The sequence below is a fragment of the Rhodococcus sp. NPDC058532 genome, assembly GCF_042719255.1.
Lineage (GTDB): Bacteria > Actinomycetota > Actinomycetes > Mycobacteriales > Mycobacteriaceae > Rhodococcus_G.
In genome coordinates this window covers 110,923-125,755 of record NZ_JBHXNU010000009.1, presented here as the reverse complement: position 1 = coordinate 125,755, position 14,833 = coordinate 110,923, and the positions used below count along the sequence as shown (strand labels likewise).

1 protein-coding gene (cut by a window edge) is annotated in these 14,833 nt (G+C 69.8%); it reads left to right on the top strand.

Going from position 1 to position 14,833, the window contains the following annotated elements; genetic code table 11:
* The first annotated feature begins 67 nt into the window (after positions 1-67).
* Positions 68-14,833, top strand: partial view of a non-ribosomal peptide synthase/polyketide synthase gene (locus tag ACFWQG_RS12905; RefSeq protein WP_378508019.1) — the 5' portion only. Its footprint extends 16,773 nt past the window's final position; the window shows 14,766 of its 31,539 coding nt (coding positions 1-14,766); its start codon is at positions 68-70; the stop codon falls past the right edge of the window.

Here is a 14,833-nt window from a genome sequence, read left to right as displayed (position 1 = left end):
TGCGCGTGTTCCGGTCGGTCATGGCCGGGCATCGCGGTGTAGTGAAGGGAACGGCCAGATGTCGGGTGTGGGTTCACAGGGGCGGGCGCTTGTTGTCGAGGATTTGCCGCGACTGATCGCCGATATCGCGAACACCGACCCGGATCGGGTCGCCGTCCGGCACGGGGATGCCGCCATCGCCTACCGGGTGCTGCACGCGGAGCTCGCGGCACTCGACTCGGCCATGGGCGGCGCGCTCGGGGCGGACGCGCTGATCCCGGTGGTGCTCTCGAGCCTGCTGCCGAACCTCGCCGACTCCGAGACCGATGGGCTCGGCGCGGTGACCGAGGCCCTGCTCGCCGACGTCGCCGCCGCGGGTGGCGTCGCGGCGGCGGCACCGCTGCCGCGGACCCTGCCGACGCTCTTCGACGAGCAGGTGGTGCGGACCCCGGACGCCGTCGCACTCGAATTCGAGGGCGCGACGCTGACCTACGCCGAGTTCGATGCCCGTGCCAACGCGCTCGCCCGCAGGTTGATCGAGGCGGGCGTCGGCCCGGAATCGATGGTCGGGCTGTCGATCCGCCGCTCCCTCGACCTGCTGATCGGCATGTACGCGATCGTCAAGGCGGGCGGCGCATACGTCCCGCTCGACCCCGACCACCCGGCGGACCGCATCGCGTACGTCCTGGACGTGGCGCGGCCCGCCGCGGTGGTCACCACCGCCCGCGACGCGGTGCCGATGCCCGCAGGCGTGACCGTGCTCGAGATCGACACCCTCGACGTGTCCGGCTACTCCACCGCCCCGGTCACCGACGCGGACCGGCTGTCGCCGCTGTCCGCCGACACCATCGCCTACGTCATCTTCACCTCCGGATCCACCGGACGGCCGAAGGGCGTCGCGGTCGCGCACCGCGCCATCGTCAGCAACCTGCTGTGGCGCCAGTCCGAGTACCGGTTCACCCAGGACGACGTCATTCTGCAGAAGACGCCGTACACGTTCGACGTCTCGCTGTGGGAGCTGTTCTGGCCGCTGCTGATGGGTGCGAAGCTGGTGATCGCCACCCATGACGGCCACCGCGACCCGGTGTACCTGGTCAAGACGATGATCGACCGCGGCGTCACGGTCGCCCACTTCGTCCCGTCGATGCTGGCGATGTTCCTCGCCGAACCGACCGCCGCCGACGTCGACACGCTGCGCCTGGTCTTCGCGTCCGGTGAGGCGCTGCCCGCCGAGACCGCGTCCCGCTTCCGCGCGGTCAGCTCCGCAGGCCTGCACAACCTGTACGGCCCCACCGAGGCGGCGGTGGACGTCACCTATCACCCGACCGGCGAACACGACGGCGCGGCGATCCCAATCGGCTCCGCGGTCGCCGAGACCGAACTTCTGGTCCTCGACGACGGGCTGCGGCCGGTGCCGGTGGGGGTGCCCGGCGAGCTGTACCTGGCGGGTGTGCAGCTCGCCCGCGGCTACGTCGCCCGGCCCGAACTGACCGCGGACCGGTTCGTCGCGAACCCGTACGCCGCAGCCGGCGCCCGGATGTACCGGACCGGTGACCTGGTGCGCTGGCGGGTCGAGGCGCCCGCCTCGCTCGACTACCTCGGCCGCATCGACTTCCAGGTGAAGCTGCGCGGCCTGCGCATCGAGCTCGGCGAGATCGAGGCGGCGCTCCTCAGCAGGGACGAGGTGGCCCAGGCCGTCGTGGTGGTGCACAGCGACCCCACCGTCGGTGACCATCTCGTCGCCTATCTCGTCGCGACGGCCGGGATGACACCGGATCACCGGGAACTGCGGGCGGATCTCAAGCACCGCCTGCCCGACTACATGGTGCCGTCGCTGTTCGTGGTGCTGGAGCGGTTCCCGCTCAACGCCAGCGGCAAGCTCGACCGCAAAGCCCTTCCCGCGCCGGACTTCTCGTCCTTGGCCCGCGAGTACCGGGCACCGAGCACGCCGACCGAGGAGACGCTGGCGGCCATGTTCGCCGCGCTCCTCGGGTTGGAGCGGATCGGTGCCGACGACGACTTCTTCGAACTCGGTGGCAACTCGCTGATCGCGACCAGGGCGATCGCGCGGTTCAACGCCGAGTTCGGGGTCCGGATCGACGTCCGCGAGTTCTTCGACGCCCCCACCGTCGCGGAACTCGCCGCGGTCGTCGATGCCGCCGCGGGTGGCGGCAACTCCCTGCCCGCCCTGGCTGCGGGACCACGCCCGGACCGGATTCCGTTGTCGCTGGCCCAGTCCCGCATGTGGTTCCTCAGCCGGTTCGACAGCGCGAGCGCGGTGAACAATATCCCGTTCGCGGTCCGGCTCAGCGGAGCCGTCGACCCGGCGCAGGTGGCCGCGGCGGTCGCCGACGTGGTCGCGCGGCACGAGGTGCTGCGCACCGTCTACCCCGAGCACGCGGGCGAGGGCACCCAGCTGATCCTGCCCGTCGACCGGGCGACCCCGGACCTGACACCGCAGTCGGTGACCGAGGAGGACCTGCTGCCCACCGTCCTCGGCATCGCGGGCGGGGGATTCGAGGTCACCACCGAGGTGCCGCTGCGGGCCCGACTGCTGCGGGTCTCGGACACCGAGCACGTGCTGGTGCTCGTCGTGCACCACATTGCCGGCGACGGATTCTCGATCGCCCCCCTGGTGCGGGACGTGGTCACCGCCTACGCCGCCCGGTCGGCCGGGCAGGCGCCCGCATGGACACCGCTCCCGGTGCAGTACGCGGACTTTGCGCTGTGGCAGCGCGAGGCGCTCGGCTCCGAGGACGACTCGGTCTCGACCATCGCGCGGCAACTGGCGTACTGGACCGATGCCCTCCGCGGCCTCCCCACCCAACTCGACCTGCCCGCCGACCGGCCGCGGCCCGCGGTCGCCTCGCACGCAGGCGTCAACCACCGGTTCCCGTTGTCACCCGAACTGGTCGCCGGGATCGACGGGCTGGCCCGCGATCTCGGAGCGACACCGTTCATGGTCGTGCACGCCGCGCTCGCGGTGGTGCTGGCGCGGTTGTCGGGCACCTCCGACATCGCGATCGGCGCACCGATCGCCGGACGCGGCGACGCCGCACTCGACGACCTGGTCGGCATGTTCGTCAACACCCTGGTGCTGCGCACCGAGGTCGACGAGGCCGAACCGTTCGCGGACCTGCTCGGCCGGGTCCGGGAGAACGACCTCGGTGCGTTCGGGAACGCGGATGTGCCGTTCGAGCGGCTCGTGGAGGTGCTCAACCCGGCCCGGTCGCAGGCGCGGCACCCGCTGTTCCAGGTGGCGCTGTTCTTCCAGAACCTCGAGCAAGCCGCCGTCGAACTGCCGGACCTGACGGTCGCGGCCCTCGACTTCGACCCCGGCATCGCCAAGTTCGACCTGCAGGTCACCATGCTCGACTCGGTCGCGGACAGCGGCGCGCCCGCGATGACCGTGCAGATCACCTATGCCACCGATCTGTTCGATGAGGCGACGGTGGTCGCGTTCGGTCGGCGGTTTGAGGGTGTGTTGTCGGCGGTGGTCGCGGACGCCGGGGTGGTGGTCGGGGACATTGAGTTGCTTGAGGCGGACGAGCGTGCGTTGACGCTGACGTCGTGGAACGAGACCGGTCGTGCGTTGCCGGCGGGTGGGTTGCTGCTGGATGGGTTTCGTCGTCGGGTGGCGGCGTCGCCGGATGCGGTGGCGGTGGTGTTTGAGGGTGAGTCGCTGACCTATGGGGAGTTTGCGTCTCGGGTGAACCGGGTGGCGCGTCATCTGATCGGTGTGGGTGTCGGCCCGGAGTCGTTGGTGGCGTTGGCTGTTCGTCGTTCGTTGGATTTGGTGGTCGGGATCTATGCGGTGCTGGAGGCGGGTGGCGCGTATGTGCCGATCGATCCGGATCATCCGGCGGAGCGGATCGGGCACATCCTCGACACGGCACGTCCGGTGGTGGTGCTGACGACGGCGCGAGACGAGTTCGAGGCCGCGGGGGACAGGTCTGTCCTGCTGCTGGATCGGCTGGATTTGGCGGGTGTCGATGATGCCCCGGTTTCGGATGCTGAGCGGGGTTCGGTGCTGCGTCCGGAGCATCCGGCGTATGTGATTTTCACGTCGGGGTCGACGGGTAAGCCGAAGGGTGTTGCGGTCAGCCATGGGGCGATCGTCAACCAGATGGAGTGGATGCAGGGCGAGTACCTGCTGGATTCCGGCGACGTGTACCTGCAGAAGACGGCGACGACGTTCGACGTGTCGTTGTGGGGTTGGTTTATGCCGCTGCGGGTGGGTGCGCAGTTGATTGTGGCGACGCCCGATGGGCATCGGGATCCGGGGTATGTGGCGGGGAAGATCGCCGAGCATGGGGTGACGGTGACGGACTTCGTGCCGTCGATGCTGACGGTGTTCGCGGCGGCGGTGCCTGCGGCGGAACTGAAGTCGCTGCGGCAGGTGTTCGTGATCGGTGAGGCGTTGCCGCCGGAGACGGTGCGGGCGTTCGCTTCGGTGAGTGCGGCGCGGGTGCACAATCTGTATGGGCCGACGGAGGCGGCGGTGTCGATCACCTACCGTGACGTGAGCGGTGACGGTGATGCGGCGGCGATCTCGATCGGCCGTCCGCAGTGGAATTCGCTTGTGTACGTGTTGGATTCGCGGTTGCATCCGGTGCCGGTGGGGGTGCCGGGTGAGTTGTACCTGGCGGGGGATCAGCTCGCGCGCGGGTATTTCGGGCGGGTGGATCTGACGTCGGATCGGTTTGTGGCGAATCCGTTCTCGGTGCTTGGTGAGCGGATGTATCGGACCGGTGATCTGGTGACGTGGGATGCGGCCGGTGAGTTGGCCTACATCGGGCGTACCGATTTTCAGGTGAAGTTCCGTGGTCAGCGGATCGAGTTGGGTGAGATCGAGTCGGCGGTGCTTGGGCAGGGGTCGGTGCTGCAGGCGGCGGTGCTGGTGGTGTCGACGTCGGCGGGTGATCATCTGGTGGCGTATGTGGTGCCGGTGCCGGGTGCGGTGGTCGATGCGGGTGCGGTGAAGGTGTTCGCGGGTGGGGTGTTGCCGTCGTACATGGTGCCGTCGGCGGTGGTGGTGCTTGATGCGTTCCCGTTGAATGCGTCGGGGAAGTTGGATCGGAAGGCGTTGCCGGCGCCGGTGTTTGAGGCTCGGGTGTTCCGGGCGCCGTCGACGCCGGTGGAGGAGATCGTGGCGTCGGTGTTCGGTGAGGTGCTCGGGGCCCCGCGGGTCGGTGCCGATGACGACTTCTTTGAGTTGGGTGGCAACTCGCTGGTCGCGATGCAGGTGGCGGCGCGGTTGGGTGCGGCGCTCGATGCGCGGGTCGCGGTTCGCGAGCTGTTCGAGTCGTCGACGGTCGCGGGGCTGGCGGCGCGGGTGGAGTCGCAGGCCGGCGCGGGTGGGCGGGTTGCGTTGGTTGCGGGTCCGCGGCCGGAGCGGGTTCCGTTGTCGTTGGCGCAGTCTCGGATGTGGTTCCTCAACCGCTTCGACACCGCATCCGCCGCGAACAACATTCCGGTGGCCGTCCGGCTGACCGGTGCCCTCGACATCGCAGCGTTGCGGGCGGCCGTCGGTGACGTGATCGCGCGGCACGAGGTGCTGCGAACGGTCTACCCGGAGGTCGACGGCACCGGCCACCAGCTGGTGCTTCCGGCCGCGCAGGCGATGATCGACCTGACGCCCGAGATCGTGTCGGTCGACGCACTGACCGCGGGCGTCGTCGCGACGATCCAGGCCGGCTTCGACGTCACCACCGAGGTTCCCCTGCGGGCCAGGCTCTTCCGCGTTGGCGGCACCGACGAGCACGTGCTGGTCCTGGTCGTGCACCACATCGCGGGCGACGCCTTCTCGATGGGACCGCTGACGCGCGATGTCACGGTCGCCTATGCGGCGCGCAGCGCGGGCGAGGCGCCCACCTGGGCTCCGCTGCCGGTGCAGTACGCGGACTACACGCTGTGGCAGCGGGAGGTGCTCGGGTCGGAGGACGATCCGGAGTCGCTGATCTCCCGGCAGGTGGACCACTGGTCGCAGCGGCTGGCCGGGCTGCCGGAGCAGCTGGACCTGCCCACCGACCGGCCTCGCCCGCTGGCCGCGACGAACCGCGGCGGCCTGATCGACTTCACGATCGACGCCGAACTGCACCGGGCGCTCACCGAGCTTGCCCGCACGCACAATTCGACGCTGTTCATGGTGCTGCACTCCGCGCTGTCCGTGCTGCTCGCCCGGTTGTCGGGCACCTCGGATATCGCGGTCGGTACCCCGGTCGCCGGGCGCGGCGAGGCCGAGCTTGACGGGCTGGTCGGCATGTTCGTCAACACCCTCGTCCTCCGTCTCCAGGTGGAATCCGGTGCCTCGTTCACCGACCTGCTGGGGCAGGCGCGCGAGGTGGATCTCGCGGCGTTCGGGAACGCGGATGTGCCGTTCGAGCGGCTCGTGGAGGTGCTCAACCCGGCCCGGTCGCAGGCGCGGCACCCGCTCTTCCAGGTCGCGCTCGCGCTGGAGAACATGGGCCGGACCGAACTTCACCTCGACGGCCTCACCGTCTCCGGGGTCGAGGTCGATGAGCACCCGGCGAAGGCGGACCTCCAGGTCAGCCTGTCCGAGGCGATCGCGTCGGACGGCACTCCGGCTGGCATGACCGGTGGCTTCACCTATGCGACGGATCTGTTCGACGAGTCGACGATCGTCGGGTTCGTGTCGCGGTTCCGGCGGGTGCTCGCGGCGGTGGTGGCGCGGCCGACCATTGGGGTCGCCGAGATCGACCTGCTCGACTCGGCCGAGCGGGTAGACCTCCTTACGAGGTCCGGTGCTGCCGGTGTGGATCCGCGGACTTTGCCGGACCTGCTGGGGGAGGGGGTCTTGCGGGATCCCGAGGCGGTGGCGCTGTCCTTCCAGGGGCGCACTATCACCTACCGCGAGCTCGACGAGCGGTCCTCACGCCTGGCTCGGGTGCTGATCGGATACGGCGCCGGACCCGAGCGGGTCGTCGCGGTGGCGATGCGCCGGTCGATCGAATCGGTGCTGAGCATCTGGGCGGTCGCGAAGACCGGTGCCGCGTTCGTGCCGGTGGACCCGACCTACCCGGCCGAGCGGATCGATCACATGCTCACCGATTCGGAGTCGGTGATCGGCCTGACCACAACGGAATTCGTTGACCGGCTGCCGGGCGAGCACTGGCTGGTGCTCGACGAGAGTGCTGCGCTGCTCGAGGCGGTGTCAGCGGCACCGGTCACCGACGCCGACCGGACCCGGCCGTTGCGGCTGGCGCACCCGGCCTACGTCATCTACACCTCGGGCTCGACCGGCAAGCCGAAGGGCGTGGTGGTCAGCCACACCGGCCTGGCAAACTTCTGCGCCTACCAGCATGCGGACTACCAGGTCACCGCGGAATCGCGGGTGCTGCACTTCGCATCACCGAGCTTCGACATCTCGGTCAACGAACTGCTGCTGGCCGCGGTGCCCGGCGCCACCCTCGTCATCGCCCCCACCACGGTTTACGGCGGCGCGGAACTGACCGAGCTGCTCCGACGCGAGCGGGTCAGCCACGTGCTCATGACGCCGTCCGCGCTGGCGTCGGTGGACCCGGCCGAGCTTCCCGAGGTGCGGATGGTCGGCGTCGGCGGTGAGGCGTGCCCACCGGAGCTGATGGCCCGCTGGGCAGACCAGCGCACGTTCATCAACGGATACGGGCCCACCGAGGCGACGATCGTCGCGACCAGCAGTCGGCCACTGGTGCCGGGCCTGCCGATCACCGCGGGCCCGCCGGTGCACGGGATGCGGGCGGTGGTGTTGGACAGCACACTGCGACTTGTGCCGGACGGGGTGGTCGGAGAGCTCTACCTCGCCGGGCCGGGTTTGGCTCGCGGCTACCGCGGCCGCCCCGACCTGACCGCGGACCGGTTCGTTGCCGATCCGTACGGGGCCGCCGGTGAGCGGATGTACCGCACCGGCGACCTGGTCCGGTGGGTTGGTGGCGAGATCGAGTATGTGGGTCGCGCCGATTTCCAGGTGAAGGTCCGTGGGTTCCGGATCGAGCTCGGCGAGATCGACGCGGTGCTCGGCTCCCATCCGAGTGTCGAGTTCGCGACGACGCAGGGGCATGCGGGTCCGGCCGGGGCGACCGTGCTGGTGGCGTACGTGCTGCCGGTTGACGGGGTGACCGTCGACAATGAGATGCTCAAAGAGCATGCCGCGCTGTCGCTTCCGGCGCACATGGTGCCGTCGGCGATCATGGTGTTGGACGAGATTCCGCGGACGCCGGTCGGCAAGCTGGATCGGAAGGCGTTGCCCGCGCCGGTGTTTGAGGCTCGGGTGTACCGGGCTCCGTCGACGCCGGTGGAGGAGATCGTCGCGAGCACCTTCGCGCAGGTCCTCGAGCTTGAGCGGGTCGGTGCCGATGACGACTTCTTTGAGTTGGGTGGCAACTCGCTGCTCGCGACGCAGGTCACCGCGCGTCTTGGTGCCGCGCTCGACACCCGAGTGGCTGTGCGGGACCTGTTCGACGCGGCGACCGTCGAATCGCTGGCCGGCCGCGTCGCGTCGGCGGCGGGTAGCGGTGCGCGCCCGGAACTGACCGCGCAGACTCGGCCCGAGCAGCTGCCGCTGTCGTTGGCGCAGCAGCGGATGTGGTTCCTCAACCGGTTCGACCCGGAATCCACGGCCTACAACATTCCGCTGGCAATCCGGCTCACCGGCGTGCTCGACGTTGCTGCGTTGCAGGCCGCCGTCGTGGACGTGCTGGAGCGGCACGAGTCGCTGCGCAGCCGCTACCCGGACTCCGCGGCGGGGCCGCACCAGGTCATCGTCCCGGTCGAGGAGCTCGACCTGGACCTGGCGCCGACCCTCGTCGCGGAACCGGACCTCCTCACTGCGGCAGGAGGGGTCCTGTCCAGCGGCTTCGACGTGCGGATCGCGCCGCCCGTGCGTGCCCGGCTGTTCGAGGTGTCCCCGACGGACCGGGTGCTGGTGATGGTGGTGCACCACATCAGTGCGGACGGTTTGTCGATGGCGCCCCTCGCCCGCGATGTCATGACCGCGTACACCGCCCGTTCGGCGGGGTCGGCGCCCGCATGGTCGCCGCTTCCGGTGCAGTACGCGGACTACGCGCTCTGGCAGCATCGGGTGCTCGGCTCACCCGACGACGAAACCAGTGTTGCCGCACAGCAGCTCGCCTTCTGGATGGACGAGCTCGCGGACCTGCCCGCGGCGCTGGATCTGCCGACGGATCGTCCGCGACCCGCGGAACAGTCGATGCGGGGCGCCCGGTACGACTTCACGATCGACGAGCGGCTCAGCAGGGGCGTGCGCGACCTCGCTGCCAGCAGCGGCGCTACGCCGTTCATGGTCCTGCATGCGGCGCTGGCCGTCCTGCTGGCGCGCCTGTCCGGTGAGTCGGACATCGCGATCGGGACGCCGGTCGGCGGGCGCGGCGAGGCAGCGCTGGACGACCTGGTCGGCATGTTCGTCAACACCCTGGTGCTGCGGACTGAGGTCGACCCGTCCGCGTCGTTCGCCGACCTGCTCGGCGTGGTCCGTTCCGCCGACCTTCGCGCCTTCGGTCACGTGGACGTGCCGTTCGAGCAGCTCGTCGAGGCACTGAACCCGGTGCGCTCGAAGGCGCACAACCCGCTGTTCCAGGTGTCGCTGTCGCTGCACAATCAGGAGCAGGCCGCCCTCGAACTGCCCGACCTGACGGTCCGCGCGCTGAACACCGAGGTGACGGTCACCCAGTTCGATCTCGACCTCGCCCTCGGGGAGAGGGTCGATGAATCCGGCGTCGCGGCCGGAATGTACGGGTCGTTCGCCTACGCGACAGACTTGTTCGACGAGTCGACGATCGCCTCGTTCGCCGAGCGACTCGTCAGGATCCTCGAGTCCGTCACGAGTGATGCATCCCATCCGGTTGGGGACCTCGCGCTGCTCACCGATGGCGAGCGGTACCGGGTGCTGCGGCAGTGGAACGACACCGCGGCGCACACCGAGCCGACGACGCTCGTCGCGCTGTTCGACGAGCAGGTCGAGCGCACCCCCGACGCGGTCGCCCTGATCTTCGAGGGCAGCGAACTCACCTACGCCGACCTCGATGCCCGCGCGAATCGCCTCGCGCGGGCGCTGATCGAGCGGGGAGTCGGGCCGGACACCGCGGTCGGGCTCTGCCTGCACCGTTCGTTCGACCTGCTCGTCGCGATGTACGCGATCGTGAAGGCGGGCGGCGCGTACGTGCCGATCGATCCGGAACACCCGGCCGACCGCATCGAGTACGTGCACGCCTCCTCCGCGCCGGTGTGCGTGCTGACGACCGCCGACACCGGTGCCGCGCTGCCCGCGGCGGCCGATGTCGTCGAGCTCAACGGGCTGGACCTTTCGGCGCACGCCAGCACGCCGGTCACCGATGCCGATCGGCTCGCCCCGCTCCGCCCGGCGAACACCGCGTACATCCTGTACACGTCGGGATCCACCGGTCGCCCGAAGGGCGTGGCCGTCTCGCACGCGGCGATCACCAACCAGACTCGTTGGATGCACGGGCACTTCGGCCTCACCTCGGACGACCGGACCATGCAGAAGGCGCCGATCACGTTCGACGTGTCGGTGTGGGAGTGCTTCGCGCTTCTCGAGATCGGCGGTTCCGTGGTCGTGCTGCGGCCGGACGGGCATCGCGATCCCGCGTACATCGCCCGGATCGTGGACGAGCACGCGGTGACGATCGCCGAGTTCGTTCCGTCGCTGCTGGACGCCCTGCTGCCCGACGACTCCTCGACCCTCCCGGTGTCGATGCGGCACGTCCTCGGTGGCGGCGAGGCACTCACCCCGCGCACCGCCCGCCGGGCCGCCGCCCGGGGCGCCACCGTCGAGAACACCTACGGCCCGACCGAGGCCGCGATCACCACCACGCACTTCGACGCCTCGGACATCGGCGACGCGGCCGTGGTCCCGATCGGCAGGGGCGTCTGGAACACCACCTCGTACGTGCTCGATGCGCGCCTGCAGCCGACCCCGATCGGGGTGGCTGGCGAGCTGTACCACGGAGGTGCGCAGTTGGCCCGCGGCTACCACGGCCGCGCGGACCTGACCTCCGACCGGTTCGTCGCGAACCCGTTTGGCGAGCCCGGTGAGCGCATGTACCGCACCGGTGACCTGGTGCGCTGGAACACCTATGGTCAGCTGGAATTCCTGGGGCGCACCGACTTCCAGGTCAAGCTGCGCGGTCTCCGGATCGAACTCGGTGACATCGAGTCGACGTTGCGCGATGTCGCCGGACTCGACCAGTGCCTCGTCGTGCTGCGCCGGGACCCGCGGGTCGGCGACCAACTCGTCGCCTACCTCGTGGGGACAGGTCTCGACATTGCCGGACTGAAGGCCCACCTGGCCTCGCGTCTGCCGTCCTACATGGTTCCTGCGGCGTTCGTCGTGCTCGACGAGATGCCGGTGAACTCGTCCGGAAAGCTGGACCGCACGGCGCTGCCGGCGCCGGTGTTCGAGGCGAAGACGTTCCGTGCCCCGGCGACGCCGGTCGAGGAGATTATCGCGGCCACGTTCGCGGACCTGTTGGGGGTCGAGCGCGTCGGAGCGGACGACGACTTCTTCGAGTTGGGTGGCAACTCGTTGATCGCGACCCGGGTGACCGCCCGGCTGGGTGCGGCGCTGGACACGACCGTGCCGGTGCGGACCCTGTTCGAGGTGTCGACGGTGGAGGCGCTCGCGGCTCGGGTGGGGGCGCGCATGGGCGCGGGCGGCCGGGTGCCGCTGACCGTGTGGGAGCGCCCGGACCACATCCCGCTGTCGCTTGCGCAGCAGCGGATGTGGTTCCTGAACCGGTTCGACCCGAGTTCCGCGGTGAACAACATTCCCGCCGCGATCCGACTCGGTGGAGACCTGGATCTGGCGGCGCTCCGCGCGGCGTTCGGTGACGTGATCGCGCGGCACGAGGTGCTGCGAACCGTCTACCCGGAGGTCGACGGGGTCGGTCATCAGGTGGTGCTGCCGACGTCGGAATCCCTCCTGAATCTCATTCCGGAGACGGTGTCCGAGTCGATTGTGCTCGACCGGGTGGTCGAGGTGGTGTCGGAGGGATTCGACGTCGCCGAGCAGGTTCCGGTGCGCGCCCGGCTCTTCCGTGTGGACGGCACGCCGGAGCATGTGCTGGTGCTGGTGGTGCATCACATCGCGGCGGACGGCGTCTCGATCGAACCACTGACCCGCGACGTGCTGCTGGCGTACGCGGCGCGGAGCATGGGGGAGGCGCCTGCATGGGCGCCGCTGCCGGTGCAGTATGCGGACTACACGCTGTGGCAGCGGGAGGTGCTCGGGTCGGAGGACGACCCGGAGTCGCTGATCTCTCGGCAGGTTTCGCATTGGACCGGTGCGCTCGCGGAACTCCCCGAGCAGCTGGACCTGCCCACCGACCGTCCGCGCCAGCTGGTTGCGTCCGGCCGCGGTAGCAGGGCGAAGTTCACGATCGACGCCGAACTGCACCAGGCGCTGACCGGGCTTGCCCGCACGCACAATTCGACGCTGTTCATGGTGCTGCACTCCGCGCTGTCCGTGCTGCTCGCCCGGTTGTCGGGCACCTCGGATATCGCGGTTGGTACCCCGGTCGCCGGGCGCGGCGAGGCCGAGCTCGACGGCCTGGTCGGCATGTTCGTCAACACCCTCGTGCTCCGTCTCCAGGTGGAATCCGGTGCCTCGTTCGCCGACCTGCTGGGGCAAGCGCGCGAGGTGGATCTCGCGGCGTTCGGGAACGCGGATGTGCCGTTCGAGCGGCTCGTGGAGGTGCTCAACCCGGCCCGGTCGCAGGCGCGGCACCCGCTGTTCCAGGTGGCGCTGGCGATCGAGGACGCGGGTCGGTCCGACCTGGACTTCGCGGGCCTGAGCGTGGCCGCGCTCGACTTCGACGAGCACGTCGCCAAGTGCGACCTCCAGGTGACGATCGCGGAGACCTTCTCCGAGGACGGCACACCTGTCGGAATCGTCGGTGGGTTCACCTATGCGACGGACCTGTTCGACGAGTCGACGATCACCGGGTTCGTGTCCCGATTCCGGCGGGTACTCGAATCCGTGGTGGCGCGTCCCTCGGCGCCGGTCGCCGAGATCGACATTCTCGACGCCGCCGAACGGGTGCAGCTGCTGAGCAGGCGTGGGGCGCCCGACGCGGATCCGCGCACTCTTCCGGAGCTGTTGGCGCACGGGGCCTCACGCGACCCCGAGGCGGTCGCCCTCGCGTTCGAGGGGCAGACGCTGACCTACCGAGAGCTCGACGAGCGGTCGTCCCGGTTGGCTCGGGTGCTGATCGGTCGCGGCGCCGGACCCGAGCGGGTCGTCGCGGTCGCGGTGCGGCGGTCGATCGAATCGGTGCTGAGCATCTGGGCGGTCGCGAAGACCGGTGCCGCGTTTGTGCCGGTGGACCCGACCTACCCGGCCGAGCGGATCGATCACATGCTCACCGATTCGGAATCGGTGATCGGCCTGACCACAACGGAATTCGTTGACCGGCTGCCGGGCGAGCACTGGCTGGTGCTCGACGAGAGTGCTGCGCTGCTCGAGGCGGTGTCAGCGGCGCCGATCACCGATGCCGACCGGACCCGGTCGTTGCGGCTGGCGCACCCGGCCTACGTCATCTACACCTCGGGCTCGACCGGCAAGCCGAAGGGCGTGGTGGTCAGCCACACCGGCCTGGCAAACTTCTGCGCCTACCAGCATGCGGACTACCAGGTCACCGCGGAATCGCGGGTGCTGCACTTCGCATCACCGAGCTTCGACATCTCGGTCAACGAACTGCTGCTGGCCGCGGTGCCCGGCGCCACCCTCGTCATCGCCCCCACCACGGTTTACGGCGGCGCGGAACTGACCGAGCTGCTCCGGCGTGAGCGGGTCAGCCACGTGGTCATGACGCCGTCCGCGTTGGCGTCGGTGGACCCGGCCGAGCTTCCCGAGGTGCGGATGGTCGGCGTCGGTGGTGAGGCGTGCCCGCCGGAGCTGATGGCCCGCTGGGCAGACCAGCGCACGTTCATCAACGGGTACGGGCCCACCGAGGCGACGATTCTCGCAACCAGCAGTCGGCCGCTGGTGCCGGGCCGTCCGATCACCGCGGGCCCGCCGGTGCGCGGGATGCGGGTGGTGGTGTTGGACAGCACGCTGCGACTTGTGCCGGACGGGGTGGTCGGAGAGCTCTACCTCGCCGGGCCGGGTTTGGCTCGCGGCTACCGCGGCCGCCCCGACCTGACCGCGGACCGGTTCGTTGCCGATCCGTACGGGGCCGCCGGTGAGCGGATGTACCGCACCGGCGACCTGGTCCGGTGGGTTGGTGGCGAGATCGAGTATGTGGGTCGCGCCGATTTCCAGGTGAAGGTCCGTGGGTTCCGGATCGAGCTCGGCGAGATCGACGCGGTGCTCGGCTCCCATCCGAGTGTCGAGTTCGCGACGACGCAGGGGCATGCGGGTCCGGCCGGGGCGACCGTGCTGGTGGCGTACGTGCTGCCGGTTGACGGGGTGACCGTCGACAATGAGATGCTCAAAGAGCATGCCGCGCTGTCGCTTCCGGCGCACATGGTGCCGTCGGCGATCATGGTGTTGGACGAGATTCCGCGGACGCCGGTCGGCAAGCTGGATCGGAAGGCGTTGCCCGCGCCGGTGTTTGAGGCTCGGGTGTACCGGGCTCCGTCGACGCCGGTGGAGGAGATCGTCGCGAGCACCTTCGCGCAGGTCCTCGGGCTTGAGCGGGTCGGTGCCGATGACGACTTCTTTGAGTTGGGTGGCAACTCGCTGCTCGCGACGCAGGTCACCGCGCGTCTTGGTGCCGCGCTCGACACCCGGGTGGCTGTGCGGGACCTGTTCGACGCGGCGACCGTCGAATCGCTGGCCGGCCGCGTCGCGTCGGCGGCGGGTAGCGGTGCGCGCCCG